An 18,171-nucleotide genomic window follows, 5' to 3' on the forward strand; every position below is an offset into this window, starting at 1 on the left:
TGATGGTCACGCCGGCCAGCCTACGTCGCCGGGTGACCGGCCGCCGGGGCTTCGTCCGCGAATCCCCGGACGACGAGCGCGTCCTGGCTCGCCTCGGGGCTGACACCATAGCCTGGGCCGGCTTCGACGGTTTCCTAGTGACCAGCGACTTCGACTCGGGGTGTCGGGACCGTAGACAGGTACGCCTGATCGGGGACTACGACCACACCCACGTCGCGGTTCGTCACCATCCGGCTCACCGACTCCCACGGCCCGCGGACGATTCCCTCCAGCCGGTAGCCCCGCCGGCGGCTGTGGTCCACGCATCGCGCGACGGCGGACTCGATGGGGTCGATATCTGCGGGTATCCAGATCACGGCCGTGTCCACTCGGCGCCGGCGTTCACGTCGCCGATACGGCCGTCTGCCTCCGATCCCGCCCTGGTCGGCTGTTGACCGGTCGCACTGCCCGGGAAGGGTGCCCCGCCGCTCGACGCCACAACGGATGGACCGTGGTGCCGTCGGGGAGCGCGAAGGCGTCGCGGGCGGTGTAGCCGTGCCGAGTGAAGAGATCGACCTCTGCGGCGGTGACGGCCTCCACATAGGCGGGTAGTGCGAGGCGATCCATTTTGACGAGGCTGCGGGCGAGCAGCGCGGAGGCGCGCGAGGTTGTCGGTGGAACCGCGAGGAAGGCCAGATGATTGTGGGCGTCCGTGGGACGGTGGGCCTCGAGGACGCGGTCCAGCATGCGGAAACGGTCCGCGTGGCCGCCGCAGGCGGCGGCGAGCCGTTGGCGATAGCTGGCCGGCGGCGGAATGGGACGGTACCGGTGGAACCAGACCGCGGCGGCGGAGCGGTCGCCGAGAAGGAAGACGTCACCGAAAAGCAGGGCGTGCTCGACCCAGATGCGTGCGACGGCGGCGAGTAGGGAGTGTCGTTGGTCGTCGTCGGGCACGAGCCACGCGCCGATCGCCGAGGTGTGCAGGTGATCAGCGACGAGGCTGGTGACGTGTCCGCTGTCGCACCAGCGGGCGCGGACGGTGGGCGGAATACCGGGCATGGGAAGCCTCCTGTGTGGATAGGTGTGGCCGCCCGGAGGGCGGCTGGTCGCCCCGTCGGGCGTGGGTGCGGTCAGGTCCGGCGTCCACCACCGGAGTGGACGTTCCGGCGCGTGACGCCGTCGCATCACGATGGGCGGTGGCAAAGGAGTAGCCGGGTGGTCGGCGTGCCGGATGCCGCAGGTCGCGGCACGGGACGCCACCGTCGGGAAGGCGTCGGCGGTCAGGGTGCCGTACCGGCAGCCGGGTCACCCACGGCGTTGCCCGGCGCGGTGCGAACGCGGATGCGATTCCATACTTCGCTGCCGGTCGGGCCTACTCGTGGCCGACCCCGGCGGCACCAGGCGCCGCTCAGGCAGGTCTGGTGTCGGGCTGCGGCGATCGTTCGACGAAGTTGCCGCACCGGGAGGAGGCGCAATACCCGGATGCCAGCTCCGGCGTCCATGGGCGCGGCGAGAGGTCGACTGCCGTCGCGCCCGACGACGCGGAGCTGGTCGCGCTGCCGGACGGCCCCTGCATCAGTCCGCCGGCGCCGGTCCCATCGACGTGCCCGGGGTCACGAGTCAAATCGGCGGCAGCACCCGCAGCCGGCTCGCCGCCACTCCACCGCCCTGCCGCCACATCCCGGCGCGGCGCGGGCGGCGCGGCCTGCGGGTGGGTCCGGGTCGTAGCCGACGCGCGAACGGGGCGCTCGGTGGCGCCCGGGATGGTGGTGACCGGCACCGCCTGCCCCGGCCCCGGCTGCGGGTCAACCGGCTCGCCGGGCGGGACCACCGGGTCCGCCGGTGGGCCGAGGATCGGCCCGGTCACCCCGAGCACCGGGGCGAGGACGGGGGCCAGCGTCTCGACGATCGGCGACGCCACCGGTCGGACGACGGCGTCCACGGGATCGAGCAGCCCCGTCCCGGCGATTTCCTGCACCACCGGTGCCGCAGCGCCCACGACCGGACGCGTCACGGGTGCCACAGCGCCCACGACCGGACGCGTCACCGGCTCGACGGCCTCGACGGCTTCCGCCACCCCGGCGCCCGCCACCCGGTCCACCACCCGACGCGCCGGTGCCACCGCCGCCGGCAGATCACCGCGCGGAACCCGCACCGCCGGGTCGCGCTCTCCGCGGCCGGGCCGGGCGGCGCCGGCGTTCCCCCTCGTCACGGGTGCTGGCTCACGCACCACACCGATCCCGGCCGGGCCGCCGTCCGCCGCCGCCGGCCCGGAGGGCGAGGCGGGGGGAAGGACATCGTCGACCACCGCCCGGGCCTCGTCGAGCAGGGCGCCGACGATGCCCGGGCGAGGCTCGTCGACGGCATGGGCGGCGTCACCCACGATCGCCTCGTGGGCGCTCCACGCGCCGATGGCGCCACCGACCAGAAGCATCCCGCGCAGCGTCGCCTGAGCCAGTCGTCGAGCGCGACACCGCGCCACGAGCACCTCCCGACTCGTCCCCGGTCGCCCAGTACCGATCACCCATTGTCGCCGCACGAAGTCGGTCGATCACCGTACGACACGCGGGACCGTCGCGGCGCGGCGTCTTCGGACCGTCGAGCCCGCTCCCGGGCAATCCGGGACGCACCCGTGTGCCGCTCCGCCGACCGGGGCGCCTGATGCCACAGGCCCTGCGCCCGCCGGCGGCACCGCGTGAGGCGTCGTCCTCGTCCGCCCCCCGCGGACGCGAGAGCCGTGCGTCAGCCCGGCAGGCCGGTGCAGGCAGCCCCGTCGATCGTGCAGGCCGTGGGGGTGGAGGTGAGCGGCGGGCCGGCCACCCGGAACGTGACCCGGACCGAGGCGCCGCCGGGCACCCGTCCGTCCGTCCCGTCCGGCCGGAAGGTCCACGTCGCTCCCTCGCGGGTGGCCCGCGCGCCGGCGACCGAGGTGACGTCGAGCGACTCGCGGGGCAGCGTGATGACCATCGTCCAGTCCGTCACCCCAGTCGGGCCCGGGTTGCTGATCGTCACGACGGCGCCGTAGCTGAGCAGGGCGCGCTCTTCCACGGCGAAGTCGGCGCGCAGCGCGGCCCGGGTGCCCGGCGCCGTAGCGACGGTGGGCGAGGAGTCCGGGGTGGGCGCGACCACCGCCGGCATCCGGGGCACCGCCTCCGCCGGGCGGGACGCGGCCGGATCCGCCCCCGACTCCCGGCCACCGACGCCGGGCGTTCCCGCAACGTCCGTCTCCGGCGGCGGGTCGGCCGCGACGCGGGACGGGCGTTCCGGCCTTTCCGGCGCCACGACGACGGCGACCACGGTCACGACAGCCACCGCCGACAACGCGACCGCGGCCATCCAGGTGGCCCGCCGCCCGCCGCCCGGGCCGGCGAACGCCCGCCGCGCCGATTCGACCACGGCCACGATCCGGTCGAGCACGACGACCGCCGCGGTCCGCCGCGGCCGGGACGGTGCTGCCGGCATCGCCTCTTCACCTTCGGACAGCCCTGGTTCAGCGGGCACGCTTCCACTTCCCCTGTCGGGCGGTCACCCGCCCGGTCACAGCGCCCGGAGTCCGGCGAGCAACTCCTCGAGCAGTTCCACGGACGGCGTTCCGGGCGACGACGGCGGCTCGTACGGTTCGATGAGCCCGGCCTCGCACAGGTTACCGAGCAGCACCCGGAGGGCGCCCGGCGGCAGGTCCGGCTCGTCACAGCCGCTGGCGGTGTGCATCGACATCTCCACTCCGCACCGTCGGGGCCGCTTCGAGGTGTACCGGCAGGTGCCGGTCGGCCTGCCCCACGAAGAGCGCCACCTCGTACGCCATGTCGCCGACCTCCGCGTCACCCCCGACCAGGACGGTGAGGATCGCCCCGTTGCGGGTCGTGGCGGTGAACAGGAACGCCCGCGACATCTGCACGACGACCTGACGCAGCCCTCCGCCGAGGCACACACGGGCCGCGGCCAGGCCGAATGCCTCCAGTCCGGCGACCAGGCTGGACAGCCGCTCGGCGAGTTCGTCCCCGACGTCCCGGGAGACGCCGAGCAGCAGGCCGTCAGGGGACAGCACCACCGCGAACTCCGCCCCCGGCACCCTGTCGACCAGATCGTTCAGGGCGCCGCTCAGGTTGTCGACGCTGGCCACGGTAGGCGTCATCTGCCGTCCTCTCGTTGCTCTCGCGGCGAGGATCCCGACGGCGACCGTTCCGGCCAGGGCTGTCGGGCCGCGCTGTCCGACCGGTCGGCGAGGATCGTCCGCAGCAGGGCCAGCAGCTCGGCGCGGTTGGCGCAGTCGAGCCGGGACCGCATGCGTGCCACGTGGTGCTCGACGGTCTTCGCCGAGATGAACAGCCGGTCACCGATCTCGCGGTAGGTCAGTCCGGCGAGCACCAGTTCGGCGACCTCCCGCTCCCGGTCGCTGAGGCGATGCGGTGCGGGGCCGGCGACGACGTCGGCGGCTGGCGGCCGCTGCCCGGTCCCGGCCCCGCCGGGGCGGCCCTGGAGCGTACGGGCACAGTCCAGCAGCGTGGTCATCGCCCGGCGGTCCGACGTGCGGATGGCGGCCTGGCCGGCGAGCCGGGCGCCGTCCCAGCACAGCCCGGCGTCGTGCAGCCCTCGGGCGGCGGCCTCCACCCGGACCGGGTCGACCGTCCCGCGCAGCACCTGCACCCAGCAGCCGGCGGCAGCGGCGACCACGGTGGCGTACCGGTTGTGCTCCGCCACGTCGAGCAGGGCGGCCACGTGCTCGTCGGCGGCTGCCGGCTGCTCGGCGAGGATCGCCGCGTGCAGGCCGCTCCAGTGCAGGGGCACGCTCCACAGCGGCGGGTCGCCGAGCCGGGCCAGCAACTGCCGCGCCTCCCGCAGGTACGGCTCCAGCCGGCTCAGGTGGCCCAGCCGCGCCCCGGCGACGGCCAACTCGCCGAGCGGCAGCAGGGTGAACAGGTCGACCGGGTGGCGGACCAGGGCCTCCAGCGCGGGCCCCCAGCCGCGCTGGAGCCCGCCGAGGTCGCTGTTTCGGCGGGCGACTCCCAGCTGCATCGCCGTGGCGAAGAGCAGGTCCCGCGATTCGAGCGGCCGGCCGCCGTGGGCCGCCGTGGCGAGGTGATCGGCCGCGAGGCCGGTCCGTCCTCGGAGCATCGCGATCCAGCCCTGCAACAACCGGTGCCGCCGGGCCAGCAGGGGACCGCCGATGCCGCTCGTCACCGCCCGGTCGAGAACCCCCTCGGCGATGTCCAGTTCGCCGCAGTGCACCGCCGTCAACGCGGCCAGCGCGGCCGGGCTGTCCGGCAGGAGCACCGTCCGGCCGGCCGGCTCCAGCAGCGCGGCTGCCTGCACGAGGGTGGACAGGGCGGCGGTCGGTGGCCCGGCGACGCTGTCCCGTATTCCGTCGGCCATCAGCCGGGCGGCACTGTGGCGCAGGGTGGGCGGTCCACCGGCCCGGTCGTCCGCCGGCGGCTGCGCGCCGTCGACCTGTTGACCGACGGCGAGCGCGCCGAGGGCGGCGAACGCCTCCGCCGAGGCGCCTCCCGACCACCGGTACAGCTCCACGCTGCGAGCTCCCTGGCCGCGGTGCGCGAGTGCCGTCGCGGCGACCACCGCCGCCTCCGCCTGGTCGGCCGGCGGGGCCGCGGCGAGCAGCCGGTCCGCCAGCCGCAGGGCGAGGTCGAGGTCGCCGGCGAGCGCCGCGGCGACCGCCTGCCGGGCGGTGGCGGGCCGCCCGGCGGCCGCCGCCGCGGCGAAGAGCTCCACGGCGAGCGCCGGCTCGCCGGCCAGCGCCTCCTCGGCCGCGGCCGCCAGCGTCGGTGCCGGACATTCGCCGGTCGCCCCGGCCGCCAGCAGCGAGCGGACCAGCGGGAGCACCGGCCCGCCCCGGGCCAGCTGCAACTGGGTGAGGCGGAGCCAGACCGCGCTGCGCTCGGTGGCCGGGCTCAGCGCGGTCACCGCCCGTCGCACGATCGGCGCGAGCCGGCCGTCGGCGCCGAGCAGCCCGGCCGCCCGGGTAGCGCCGATCAGCTCGTCCACCTCGGCCAGCTCCCGGCCGAGCAGGGCGCCGAGCAGGTCCACCGGCAGCGGTACGCCGGCCGCGACGGCCAGCAGCAGCCGCCGGACGTCGGGGGCCAGGTCCTCCAGATCCGGCCCGAACTCGAGGATGACCTGTCGGGACGGCTCGGCAGGCACGCCCGGCCGGCCCTCCCGGCCGCGCAGCCCACGGGCCAGTCGCTCGACGTCACGGGGCACGCCGCAGGTCTGTGCGTGCACGAAGTCGACCAGCTCGGGCTGTCGGCCGAGCTCCGGCGCGCAGGCGAGATAGTCGGCGGTCTGCTCTCTGGTGAACGGGGTGAGCAGGACCAGGTGCCCGTCGCGCCGCAGGGCGGCGGCCAGCTCGACCAGGGCCGCCGGCCGGGGCCACGGGCGGTAGCCGACGACGAGGCGGTGCCGACGGGCGGCCACCAGGTGGCGCAGCGCCCGAAGGCGGACGTCGTCGAGCGACTGCGCGTCGTCGATCACCAGCACCGTGTCCGGGTCGACCGCGTCGGGCTGGTCGGGAGCGCTCTCCGACACGGTGATCCCGGCCTGCCGGTAGGTCCGGGCCAGCTCCTGGAGGTAGGCGCTCCGGCCGTGGCCGCCCAAACCCGTGACGCCGAGCACGAGCGGCGCCGCCGGGGCCGCCGTCACCGCGTCGAGCACGGCCCGCGGCCGCCGGTCCAGCACGAGCCGGTGCCCGGCGACGCTGTCCATGATCATCGCGGTCATCCTTCGCGTCCCCGCCTGCGGGCCAGTGCCAGGCGGGAAGCCTTCGGCAGTTCCAACGGGGTGAACCGGACCGGGGGGCGCGGTGGCGGTTCGCTCCCCACGGCGCGATGGTGATCGGGTCGGTGCGGCGGCGAGACGGCCGGCGTGTCGGCCCGACCGCCGGCCGGGGCCGGTCGACGGGTCGGCCCCTCGCTCCGGGGGCGCGGCGACACCATCTGACAGGCGGCCAGGGCCGCGCCGGTGGCGGCGGTCAGCTGCGGATCGGGCTCCACCTCGACCGGTACGGGCAGGGCCGCGGCGAGCATCTCGGCGACCAGCGGGATCCGGGTGGAGCCGCCGGCGAGCAGGACGCCGTCGAGCTGCGCCGGCGCGATCTGACCGGAGCGGGCGGTCCGCAGCAGCAGGTCGACCGTCGCCTGCACCGCCGGACGGATCAGGTCTTCGAACTGCACCCGACTCACCGGCACCCGGGCCGGCCCGGTCGGCAGGGTCAGCAGCACGTCGGTCTGCGTGCCGACGGTCAGCTCACGCTTGGCCCGCTCGCACTCGGGCAGCAGTCCGCGCAGCGTGACGTGCGCCTGCCGGAGACCGGTGCCGCCGAGTTCACGGCCGAGCGCGGCCCGCACGTGCTCGGCCAACGCCTCGTCGAAGTCGACTCCACCGATCCACTCGAGCCCCTGCGGGAAGCCGAAGGTCTCGTAGGTGCCGCGTGGGTTGCGGCGCACGAGGGCCGCCTCGAAGGAACTGCCGCCCAGCGCGTAGACGACGGCGGCGCTGCCGGGGAAGCCCCGCGCCGCGTGACTCTCGGCCACCGTGACAGTGCGGGGAAGCAGCGTCACGGTGCCCAGGCCGAGTTCCCGCAGGGCGGTGTGCAACAGCTCCCGTCGGTGCCGGCCCCAACCCGCGGGGTGGCTGAGCACGACGGCCTCGGCGGGCTCACCCTCGCGGGCGAGCACGCGTTCGACCACCCACGTCGCCAGCACGGCGGTCAGCGTCTGCGGCGGACACGGCTCGCCGGCAAGCATCAGGGGCACGTCGTCGCCGACCCGGCGGACGAAGCCCCGGGCCGTCCGGGCCCCGTCGTCGGCGCCGGGCTCGCCGACCGTGAGCGTTCCGTCCGCCGTGACGTGCAGCACCGAGGGCACGGTCACCGACCCGGCGTCCAGCGGGACCCCCTCGGGACGACTCCAGGTCGCGCCGTGTCGCCGGGCCACGGTGGCCGCGGTGTTGGTGCTTCCGATGTCTATCCCCAGGACGTACGGCATGCGCTTTCTTCCCTCACCGCGAGTTGGTCGGCCGGTGGCGACGGCGTGCGGACCGCGGCCAACACCCCCGGCGAACCCCGTGGGCTCCTACGTTCGTACCAGAGATCACTCCGGCATCAGGACCCTAAATCCGGCCGACCCGAGTCCCCCAGTCCCCCTAACGTACGAGGGAGTGCGTGCCCTAATCCGGCGGGGCGGGTCGCGGGCTCGTCCCCGATGACCGCAGCCGGTCACCGGCCATAGCGTCACCGTCGACGATCAACGGTCGCCGACGCACATCGAGGAGATCCCGCACATGACCCTGCACGACTTCGTGCTCAATCTGCTCACCGACCCCGACGCCAAGGCGGCGTTCGACCTCGACCCGGAGGGCGCGCTGCAGTCCGCCGGCCTCACCGACATCACCCCCGCCGACGTGCAGGACGTCGTCCCGCTGGTGGTCGACTACGCCCCGACCCAGGGGTTCGCCCCGGTCGCCCCGGTGACCGGGCAGCTCGGAGCCGACCCGCTCGTGGCGGACGTCGCCGGCGTGGTCGGCCACCTGCAGACGGCCACGCCGGAGGTCAACATCAGCGGCTACAGCGGCGCGGACGTCAAGGCCGGCGTGCTGGGCGCCATCACCGTCGACCCGGTGGCCGCCAGCCTCGGGGCCACCGTGCTGCCCGGCATCGGCCTGGGTGTCGGGCCGGACGGTCTCGGCACCAACCTGATCGGGGTGCACGACCTGGCGCACACCCTCGACGCCGACGTGGTCGGCGCGGTGGACACCACGGTCGACCCGGCGGTCGGGGACGTGGCCGGCACGGTCGGCGACCCGGGCACCGTGCTCGACGCCACCGACCACGGCCTGCTCGGCACCCCGGACGGCCTGCTCGGGGGCGCGCTGCCCGGCGCCGAGGGCCAGGTCGACGGGATCGTCGGCTCGCTGGGCGGCGACGACACCCTGGGCGGTCTCGGCCTGGGCGACGGCGGCGCCGTGGTGCCGCCGGTCGACGTGCCGTCGACCGTGGGCGGCGTGACGGGCCAGGTGGACGGCGTCCTCTCCGGCGTCACCGGCGCGGTCGGCGGCGTGAGCGGCGACGTCACCGGCGGTGTGTCCGGCGACGCCGAGGTCCACGGCGGAGTGTCGGCCTCCACCGGCGGAGGGCTGCTCGGTCTCGGCGACGGTCTGCTCTGACCCGGGTCCAGGCGGGAGCGGAAAGCCGGAGCGCCTCCGGCGCTCCGGCTTTTTCCGCATCGCTCTTGATATTTGATCTGAAATCCGCACACTTGGTGCGGTGATGGCGGGGATCTGGCTGGACGTGCTCGACGAGATCGCCCGCACCTGCCGCGAACACGGACGCGGCGATCTGCTCCAGGCCGTCCGCGACAAGCGTGTCCAACTGCTCGACCCGACGCTGCGCGTCCTGGTCGTCGGGGAACCGAACCAGGGTAAGAGCCAGTTGGTCAACGCGATCGTCAACGCGCCGGTCTGCCCGGTCGGGGACGGTCTCACCACGGTGCTGCCCACTGTGGTGCGTCACGACGAGGTCGCCTCGGCCGCGGTGGTGCACACGCCGCCGGCGGCGGGCCGGCCCACCGCCGGCGTGACCGTCGAGCGGACCGCGGTACCGGTGGACCGGATCGCGGCCGCGGTGGCCGGCACGCTCGGACGGCGGCCCGGCGGCGGCCCCGCGCACGTCGAGATCGGACTGCCGCGCGCGTTGCTCGGCGCCGGGCTGGTGCTGGTGGACACGACCGGCAGCGACGAGGTGGCCGCGATCGGCGGCGGCGCACCGATCGCCGCCGTGAGTCGAGCGGACGCGGTGCTGCTGGTCTCGGACTCGACCCGGGAACTCTCGGTCGCTGAGATCAACATGCTGCTGCACGTCACCCGGTCGCACCCGAACGTGGTGGTGGTGCAGACCAAGACCGACCTGGTGCCGGGCTGGCGTGTGGTCGCCGAACGCAACCGGCGGCACCTGGCCGAGGCCGGCGTACCGGCGGCGCTGATCCCGGTCTCGTCGGCGTTACGCCTGCGCGCGGCCGTCACCGACGACCGCGAGCTCAACGCCGAGTCGGGCTTCCCGGTGCTGATCGCCCGGCTCCAGCGGGACCTGGCCGGTAAGGCCGACACGTTGGCCCGGGCCTCGGTGGCGTTGACCGCCCGGACGGTCGTCGAACAGCTCGCCGCGCCGCTGCGCGCCGAGCTGGAGAGCCAGGAGGAGGAGGAGCAGCAGTCCGGCCCGATCTCCCAGCTGCACGCGGCCCAGCGGGAGGTCGACGAGCTGCGCCGCTGCTCCACGCGCTGGCAGAACACGCTCAACGACGAGATGGCCGACCTGCTCTCCGACATCGAGTACGACCTGCGTGACCGGACCCGCCAGATCCTGCGGATGGTCGACGAGGCGTTCGACACCGCCGACCCGCTCGTCGCATGGGACACCTTCCAGGAGTGGCTGGAACGCAGCCTGGTCGAGGCGGCGGAGGCGAACCACGAGTGGCTGGTCCAACGCTGCGACTGGGCCGCGCGCCGGGTGGCCGCCAACTTCGCCCGGTACGGCTACGACGCGCTGCCGCCCTGGTCGGTGACCGTGCCGGAGGACCTCGACAACCGGCTGCCGGAGATCGAACGACCGAACATCGACCGGTTCACCGCGAGCCAGAAGGTGATCACGGGCATGAAGGGCTCCTACGGCGGCCTGCTGATGTTCGGCCTGGCGCTGACGCTGGCCGGCATGCCGATGATCAACCCTGTCTCGATCGGCGCCGGCGCGCTGTTCGGCGGCAAGAGCATCCGCGACGAGAGCAGGCAGATGCTCCGCCGCCGCCAGTCGACCGTCAAGACGGCGATCCAGCGACACGTCGACGACTTCTTCGTCCGCATGAACAAGGACTGCCGGGACACCGTCCGGCAGGTGCAGCGGATGCTCCGCGACCACTTCACCGCGCTGACCGAGGAGTTGCAGGAGTCCATCGTCCGGTCGTTCCGCACCGCCAAGCAGGCCGCCGACACCGACGCGGCCGTCCGCGACCAGCGCCAACGCGAGATCCGGCTGAAGATGACCCGGCTGGCCGCGCTCTACGACCAGGCGCAGCAGTTGACCGCCGCCCGGAGCGCCCCGGCGAGGCTGGGGCCGCCCACATGACGGTCGGCCTGCGCCTCGACGAGGCGGTGTGGGGGCTGCTGCACCACGCCCTGCGGCTCTACCGGGACAATCCCCGCGCCACCGCGCGTCTCCGGCAGCAGTTGGCCCGGCTGGAGCAGCCGCTGCGCATCGCGATCGCCGGCCCGTGGCGGTCCGGCAAGTCCACCCTGCTGAACGCGATCATGGGCGAGGAGGTCGCGCCGGTCGACGACGCGGACGGCGCCGACGTCTTCACCTGGTACGAGGACGGGCCGCAGCCGCGCGCCATCGCCTACTCGACCAGCCACCCGCCGCAGGACCTGGCGATGGCCAAGTCGGCGACGGGGATGCGGGTCGACCTCGTCGGCTGGCGAGCCGGCGAGCTGCGCGACATCGTGGTGCGGTGGCCGACCCGGGCCCTGCGGCAGATGACTCTCATCGACACGCCCCCGATCACCGGCGTGGACGAGCACGGCCGGGCCCCGGTGATGGACCGGGTCCTGCGGGACGCGGACGCGGTGTTGTACCTGACCCGGGACGGTCGCGGCAGCGACCTGAGGGTCCTGGAGTCCAGCCGCGAGAGCGCGGTCGGGCAGGCAGCCCCGGTGAACGTCATCCTGGTGCTGTCCCGGGCCGACGAGACCGGCGGCGGGCGGATCGACGCCCTGATCACCGCCCGCCAACTGGCCCGCCGGCAGTTCCGCGACCCCAGGGTCGACGCGCTCTGCGTGAACACGGTGGCGTGCAGCGGGCTGATCGGCCTGGCCGGCCGGGTGCTGAGCGAGTCGGACTTCGCCGCGCTCGCGCAGTTGGCCCGGGTGCCCCGCCCGGCCCTGGAAGCCCACCTGATCTCGGCCGACCGGTTCGTCGGCGGCGAGCTGCCCCTACGGCTGGACGCGGAGGTACGCGCCGCGCTGCTGGACCGGCTCGGCATCTTCGGCGTCCGGCTCGCGACCACCCTGGTCCGCACCGGCTGCGACAGCCGGGCCAAGCTCTCCGCCGAACTCATCCGCCGCAGCGGCCTGACCGAGCTGCGCGAGTCGGTGAACCGCCTGCTCATCGACCGGCTGGACGCGCTCAAGGCGCGCTCGGCGATGGCCGCCGTGGAGGCGCTGCTGCGGGCCGAACCGGAACCGGGCACCGGTGAGCTGCTCGCCATGCTGGAACAGATCCTCGCCGGCGCGCACGAGTTCCGGGAGCTGCGCCTGCTCGCGGCGCTGCGGGACAACCGGCTCGGCTTCGACACCGAACTGGCCGCGGAGGCACGGCGGCTGGTCGGCGGGGACGGCGTCGGCCTGGCCGCCCGACTCGGCGTCGAGCACGACGCGACCGGGCAGCGGCTCTGGGAGGTCGCCTCCGACGCGCAGTGGAGGTGGCGGAGGGCGGCGGAGGACAGCTCGCTCCGGCTGGCCCAGCGGCGGGGCGCCCAGGTCGTCGTCCGCAGCTGCGAGGGGATGCTCGCCGAACTGGCCGCGGGCGGCCGGTGACGTCCCGCGCGGGCGCGACGGCCTTCGGCGCTCCTGTCGAGCACGGGAACGCCACACCCGCCGCCTGACCGCTACCGGCCCTCGCAGATGCGGCCACTGAGCGACGGGTCGCCCTCCCTGTTGGTGAACCAGATCGGGTTGACGGCGAGCACGAGGGGCGGCGCCTGCCAGGCGGCACTGAGCCGTTGGAGCAGTTCATACTCCCGTCGCGGCTCGTCCACGCGCTGCCCGGCAAGGAAGTCGAGAGCGCGGTCGTAGGTCGCCCGCCTGCTCAACAGGTCCCCGTGCAGGGCCGGCACCTCGACGACAGGGATGCGGGAGTGCTCGCCCGACGGGGCCTCGGCCGCGCTCACCAACGGCAGGAAGGCGATCATCCGCACTCCGGGAACCGGGCAGAGGATGCGGTTGCGATAGAAGGGCGCGTCGACGATGACCGAGCGGACGAACGGTTCGTCGGGGTCGTTGTCGACCTTCTTGACGAGGTTCGACACGGCGGCGATGGCCCGCAGCTCCCACCCCGCTACCAGTCCCCAGCCCTCGTAGCCGGGCCTGGGGTAGTAGGCGCGGCCGGGCCAGATCAGCGGACTGAACAGCATCGCGGCCTCCACCGGGCCGCCGGGCAGCTTCTCCAGGTAAATGCGGATCACCAGGGCGCCCTCGCTCTCGCCGGCCAGGGCCACCGGCCGACGGGTGCGGGCGTGCAGCCGGTCGACCTGCGCGGCCAGCAGCGCGGCGCTGGAGTCCAGGGAACGGTGGGTGGCCTGCGGGGCGTACGGCAACGGCCGGCCCTCGCGGTCCAGACCCTGGTAGGAGAAGCGCTCGACCCGCGGGTCCGCGGGCTGCTGACCGTCCCAGCTCGATTCGAACCCGGCGAGCACGATGACCGCGTACGGGACGCGCTCGGGGAGTCGCTCGGTGACGATGGGTGGGTGCCACTGCCCCGTCGTCCCGGACGCCAGGCCGATCAGCGGCGGGACGCCGACGGCGGCGACCATGGTGAGCACGATCGCCAGCGGCGCGACGGGAACCCTGGCCAGTCGGATCCGCCCCGGCTGCGCGGCCGCGTTCACGGTCCGCCGCCAGAGCAGCCCGTTGACCGCGCCGGCCAGCCCGGCGACGGCGACCCTCGACCAGCCCGGGGCGCTCACGATGAGGGCGCTGGCCACCGTGATCACGAGGAAGTTGACGATCGACCAGCCGAGCAGCTCCATCGACGGCAGCCCCTTCCACCAGCGTCCGACCACTCCGGCGCGCTGCAGGAAGGGGGCGATCAGCAGCATCGGGACCACCGATGCGAACAGGTACCAGGAGAGCGCGACCGCCGAGAAGGCGACCGAGATCGCGGCCCACGGCGAGATGATCACCGTGGCGACAGCCGCGACTTCGATGTTGCGCAGGACGAGCCAGCGCGTCGACGGACGGGGCAACCGTCCGGGCCAGGCCAGTGCGGTGAGCCCCGCCGACAACAACCCGCGCGCCAGGGTCACGGCCAACAGGCCCACCGCGAACGTCCACCACGAGTTGTGGTAGACCAGCAGCCACCGCAGGTCGTGGTAGGAGTCGTACGGCCAGACGGCGGTGGACTGCGGGGCGAGGGCCTGGGCCGCGTAGAACCCGACGCCGACCAGCACGGCCATCTCCACCATCGGGGGTATCGCGGCGAGCAGGAGCAGGGCCGCGAGTCGACGACGGTCGGACCTCATCGTGCTGCCCATCCTCCCGCTGCCGTACTTACTTGCAGGATCCCCCGAAACGCAGACCCGCGAGGGCCGAATCGCCACAACACCAGCCCTCTGACCTGCGCCGGTGGCGTGCCTGCCGCCCGTCGGCACGGATGCCGCCGCAGTGCCCAGGGGGCGGGCGTAGGGCGCGGGCGGAGCCCGCCGGACGGGCGACGACCCGGCCACCCCCGGGATCCGGCCGCCCTGCCGGGCCGTCGGAGGGGCGGCCGCTGTAACGACATCAACCGCCGGCCGCGCTTACCTGTTGACGAGCTGGTCAGATCTTGATCAGGTCTGGTCGGGGAGGAACCATTCGAGGCAGCAGGCAGGATCCAGGGGCAGGCCGTGCACCCGCGCGGGGCACCGGTGGCGCTGAGCGGGCGACCGGAGGAACACATGCAGGGTGAGCTGCAACGCATCGTCGACGCTCTCGCCGCCCACGTCGGCCGTCCGGCGCTGATCGAGGACCGGCGTCAGCGCGTGGTGGTCTACAGCGAGCACACCGGGTTGATGGACGACGTCCGCAAGGCGTCGATCCTGCGTCGGCAGACCACGCCCGAGGTGATGGCCTGGTTCCGCGACGTCGGCATCATGGAGGCCCGGGAGCCGGTGCGGACGCCGCCGTCGGCGGAACTCGACCTCCTGCCCCGGGTCTGCGTCCCGATCCGGCACCAGGACCTGCTGCTGGGCTTCGTGTGGTTCATCGACCCGGACGGCACCATGACCGACGCGGACATCGAGGCCACGGGGCTGGTGAGCGAGCTGTCGCTGGCGCTCTACCGGGAGAACCTCCTCGGCGAGCTGGCCTCCCAGCGGGAGACCGAGGCGGCGCGCACGCTGCTGTCCGACAGCGAGACGACGCGTGACCGGTCGGTGCGGGCGCTCCGGGAGGCCGGCCTGATCGTCGGGGACGGGCCGGCGACCGCCGTCGTCGCCCAACTGGTCACGCCCGGCGGCCAACTGCCCGACGAGGTCGCCCGCTTCGCGCTGGAGCAGGCGCTGGTCACCACCCGACGCTGGATCGGCACCCGGGAGGCGCTGCACGTGGTCCGCGACGACCACGGCGCCCTGCTGCTCTGCGGCGACCGGGGCGCGGGTCGTCCCTCCCCCGAGGCCGCCGCCAAGCTCCTCGACGACAACCTCCAGCAGGCGATCCGCGGGCTCGCCTCGGTCGAACGCACCGTCGTCGGCGTCGGGCAGGCACGCTCGGGCCTGGCGGACGCCGTCGGGTCGTACGGGGAGGCGCTGCAGGCGGCCCGGGTAGGCGTCCGGCTGCCCGCCCTGGGCCGCGTGGTCTCCTGGTCCGGCCTGGGCATCTACCGGGTGCTGTCGCGGCTGGACGGCCAGCACCTCGACATGGCCGACGTGCACCCGGGGCTGGAGCGGATGCTCCGCGAGCAGGCGAACCCGGTGCTGCTGCAGACCCTGGAACGCTATCTGGACCTCGCCGGCAACGCCCACGCCACCGCCGAGCAGCTACGGCTGCACCGCACCACCCTCTACTACCGGCTGCAACGCATCGAGGAACTCGCCGAGACCGACCTGAAGGACGGCAACGAACGGCTCTGCCTGCACCTGGCTTTGAAGCTGGGCCGGCTGACCGGCCACTACCGGCCGGAGGGCTGAGCCCGGCCGGGATGGACCGGTCACGGCCACGGCCGGCGAGCGGCGACCGGCCGGACGGGTGCGGACCGGTCACGGACCGGGGTCGGCGACCGGCCGGACGGGTGCGGACCGGCCACGACGGGCCGGCCGCGGGACGGGACGCCCGGCGCACCGCGCGTCCCGTCCCGGGTCCCTACAGGCCGGCGCGCACCGCCGCCGTGCGGCCCCCGACGACCGGCAGCTCGATGCGGCTGCGGTCGAAGTGCACGGTGATCTCGGCCCGGTTCTGCTTGGCCCGGCTGCTGTAGCCGGAGTACGAGCCGAGCAGGACCACGCCGATCCGGTGGCCGGCCTCGAAGACGTAGTCCTCGGGGAGCAGCCGCACGTCGACCGCGTTCTTGGCGCCCGGCACCAGCGGCGTCGACGCGCTCAGCGAGGTCAGGTTGAGCCCGTCGAGGATGCCCTTGGTCACCAGTTCCTGCCCGTTGGCGGCCACGGTCTTCTCGGTCCGCCGGTAGCAGGCGTCCTCGGCGTGCCCGCCCCAGGTGGCCTCGCCGCCCCAGCAGTCCTGCGCGGTCAGGGTCCGGATGCCGTCACCGGTGGTGCTGAACCGGGGCCGGGTCCCGTAGTCGACGAGCAGGCCGGCGAAGCTGGTGTCCGCGCCGTCGACGGACGCGTTGATCTTCACCACGGGCGAGCCGGAGACGTGCAGCGGCGCCCGCAGCGGCGGGGACAGGAACACCAGTCGGTTCTCCGTGTTCGCCAGCGGATCCGACGGATGCCGGATGGCGTTGACCTGGCTCATCGAGGGGGTGTCCCGGAACGAGACCGACGCGTTGCCGGGGTGCGGGCGCACCGACAGCCCGCCGGCCGCCCCGTCTTCGCCGGGCCGCAGGAAGACCTGAGTCGGGTGGGCGCCCGGCAGCGGCCAGGTGGCGTGGGTCTCCCAGACGTCCGGCGCCCGCTCGACGTCCACCATCGGTTCGGCCATGATGCCGTTGTCGATGCCGTGCAGCCAGTAGTCGAACCACCGGTGCAGCGTGTCCACCCACTGCTCGCGTCGGAAGTCGAACGGGTCGACGTGGCCGGTGCCGGTCAGCCAGAGCTTGCGGGGGACGTTCCGCTCCGCCAGCGCGTTCCACCAGTTGCTGAAGTGGTCGGGCCGGACGTTGTTGTCGTTGAGGCCGTGCACGACGAAGACGCTGGCGCGCACTTGGCCGGCGTGCGGGACGTAGTCCCGCTCGGCCCAGAAGTCGTTGTAGTCGCCGGTGACGTCGTCGACGCCCGCGCCGAGCCGGTCACGCACCGGCGCGCAGTACGCCCTGCGGTCGGGGTCGGTGACCGTGTTGGCGAGGCTGCCCGAGTAGTTGTTGGCCCGGGTCACCAGGCCGTTGCTGCGCGAGTAGTCGTACCAGCTGGAGATGGCCGAGATCGGCACGATCGTGCTCAGCCCGGCCACCCCGTCGGCCGCGGCCGCGTTGGCCAGCGTGCCGTCGTACGACTTGCCGATCATGCCGGTCCTGCCGTTGTGCCAGCCGGCGACGACGGCGCGGCCGGCGGCGTCCCGGCCGGGGCGGCGGCCGTTGAGCCAGTCGATCGCGGTCGGCGCGCTGATGTTGTCCGCGCGGCCGCCGGTGACCGGGCAGCCGGTCGAGTTGTTGGTGCCGATCATGTCGAGCAGCACCACCGCGTACCCGCGCGGCACGAAGTAGTTGTCGTAGTACAGCGGCCACCGGTCGTTGAGGCCGTCGCCGTCGAGGTCGCCCTTGCACTCCCCCTCGTTGCCGCGGCACACCGTGGAGTAGTAGGGGCTGGCATCCATCACCACCGGCACGCGCAGGCCGTCGTCACTCGCCCTGGGCCGGATGATGTCCATGGCGACGACGTCGAGCGCGCCGTCGGCGTCGGTGTCGACGTCAGAGGTGACGAAGACCCGCTCGCGGATCGCGTCGGCGTAGCCGAACACCGGCTGGGTGACCCCGGCCTCGACGACCGGCCCGGGGCTCTCCGTGGCGGGCCGCGCCGTCGCGGTGGCCGCCGGCAGGCCCACGGCCGCCGCCGCCACGACCACCACCGCCGACCGCCACCAGTTTCTCGTGGTTCGCATCGCGCTCCTCCCGTTCCGGCACCCGCCGTCGGCCCGCCGCGCTCCGGCGGGAGGACCAGGAGGCCGCCGGGCCGACAGTTCGATCGAAGCGTACGAATGGACGCGCGGCCGGTCATCGGACACGTGTGGCAGGTGGGCGGCCCCGGCTCCTACGTCTGTCGCAGGCGC

The 18,171-nt window shown here is 74.2% G+C and carries 13 protein-coding genes; 4 read left to right on the plus strand and 9 right to left on the minus strand.

Translation table 11 applies throughout. The features are described 5' to 3' along the window. Nucleotides 1-381 precede the first annotated feature (381 nt). The 7 genes from ACSNOB_RS11180 to ACSNOB_RS11210 form a co-directional block, all read right to left on the minus strand. Nucleotides 382-1,038, minus strand: a complete 657-nt coding sequence (locus ACSNOB_RS11180) for a hypothetical protein (RefSeq protein ID WP_436686598.1) — start codon at nucleotides 1,036-1,038, stop codon at nucleotides 382-384. Between the two features lie 349 nt (nucleotides 1,039-1,387). Continuing rightward, a complete protein-coding gene (locus ACSNOB_RS11185; RefSeq protein ID WP_436686599.1) occupies nucleotides 1,388-2,413 on the minus strand; it encodes a hypothetical protein in 1,026 nt (341 codons plus the stop codon). 308 nt (nucleotides 2,414-2,721) lie between these two features. Next, nucleotides 2,722-3,441: a cellulose binding domain-containing protein gene (locus ACSNOB_RS11190; RefSeq protein WP_436686600.1), complete on the minus strand. Its 720-nt coding sequence runs from the start codon at nucleotides 3,439-3,441 to the stop codon at nucleotides 2,722-2,724. Nucleotides 3,442-3,516: 75 nt separating this feature from the next. Further along, nucleotides 3,517-3,696 (minus strand): DUF742 domain-containing protein, encoded by a 180-nt coding sequence (locus ACSNOB_RS11195; RefSeq protein ID WP_436686601.1) that lies wholly within the window; start codon nucleotides 3,694-3,696, stop codon nucleotides 3,517-3,519. Then, nucleotides 3,668-4,114, minus strand: a complete 447-nt coding sequence (locus ACSNOB_RS11200) for a roadblock/LC7 domain-containing protein (RefSeq protein ID WP_436686602.1) — start codon at nucleotides 4,112-4,114, stop codon at nucleotides 3,668-3,670. The genes ACSNOB_RS11195 and ACSNOB_RS11200 overlap by 29 nt, the downstream gene beginning before the upstream one ends. Continuing rightward, the gene (locus tag ACSNOB_RS11205) at nucleotides 4,111-6,702 is read right to left on the minus strand and encodes a LuxR C-terminal-related transcriptional regulator (RefSeq protein WP_436686603.1); all 2,592 of its coding nucleotides are present in this window, start codon (nucleotides 6,700-6,702) and stop codon (nucleotides 4,111-4,113) included. The genes ACSNOB_RS11200 and ACSNOB_RS11205 overlap by 4 nt, the downstream gene beginning before the upstream one ends. A gap of 5 nt (nucleotides 6,703-6,707) precedes the next feature. Beyond that, on the minus strand, nucleotides 6,708-7,976 hold the full coding sequence (locus ACSNOB_RS11210; protein WP_436686604.1) for an Hsp70 family protein: 1,269 nt from the start codon (nucleotides 7,974-7,976) through the stop codon (nucleotides 6,708-6,710). A 295-nt stretch (nucleotides 7,977-8,271) separates the two neighbouring features. Here ACSNOB_RS11210 and ACSNOB_RS11215 point away from each other — a divergent pair, with 295 nt between their 5' ends. The 3 genes from ACSNOB_RS11215 (at nucleotide 8,272) to ACSNOB_RS11225 (ending at nucleotide 12,570) form a co-directional block, all read left to right on the plus strand. Then, nucleotides 8,272-9,153: an IniB N-terminal domain-containing protein gene (locus ACSNOB_RS11215; RefSeq protein WP_436686605.1), complete on the plus strand. Its 882-nt coding sequence runs from the start codon at nucleotides 8,272-8,274 to the stop codon at nucleotides 9,151-9,153. Nucleotides 9,154-9,256: 103 nt separating this feature from the next. After that, on the plus strand, nucleotides 9,257-11,104 hold the full coding sequence (locus ACSNOB_RS11220) for a dynamin family protein (RefSeq protein WP_436686606.1): 1,848 nt from the start codon (nucleotides 9,257-9,259) through the stop codon (nucleotides 11,102-11,104). Further along, nucleotides 11,101-12,570, plus strand: a complete 1,470-nt coding sequence (locus tag ACSNOB_RS11225) for a dynamin family protein (RefSeq protein ID WP_436686607.1) — start codon at nucleotides 11,101-11,103, stop codon at nucleotides 12,568-12,570. The genes ACSNOB_RS11220 and ACSNOB_RS11225 overlap by 4 nt, the downstream gene beginning before the upstream one ends. Nucleotides 12,571-12,641: 71 nt before the next feature. On the opposite strand, the gene ACSNOB_RS11230 is transcribed toward ACSNOB_RS11225, so the two are convergent. Next, complete coding sequence (locus ACSNOB_RS11230) at nucleotides 12,642-14,273, minus strand: hypothetical protein (RefSeq protein WP_436686608.1); 1,632 nt, start codon at nucleotides 14,271-14,273, stop codon at nucleotides 12,642-12,644. 414 nt (nucleotides 14,274-14,687) lie between these two features. Between ACSNOB_RS11230 and ACSNOB_RS11235 the strand changes: the two genes are divergently transcribed. Further along, complete coding sequence (locus ACSNOB_RS11235; RefSeq protein WP_436686609.1) at nucleotides 14,688-15,917, plus strand: PucR family transcriptional regulator; 1,230 nt, start codon at nucleotides 14,688-14,690, stop codon at nucleotides 15,915-15,917. Nucleotides 15,918-16,089: 172 nt separating this feature from the next. On the opposite strand, the gene ACSNOB_RS11240 is transcribed toward ACSNOB_RS11235, so the two are convergent. Further along, nucleotides 16,090-18,003: a Xaa-Pro dipeptidyl-peptidase gene (locus tag ACSNOB_RS11240; RefSeq protein WP_436686610.1), complete on the minus strand. Its 1,914-nt coding sequence runs from the start codon at nucleotides 18,001-18,003 to the stop codon at nucleotides 16,090-16,092. Between the last annotated feature and the right edge of the window lie 168 nt (nucleotides 18,004-18,171).

The organism is Micromonospora sp. URMC 106, from assembly GCF_051386395.1.
Lineage (GTDB): Bacteria > Actinomycetota > Actinomycetes > Mycobacteriales > Micromonosporaceae > Micromonospora.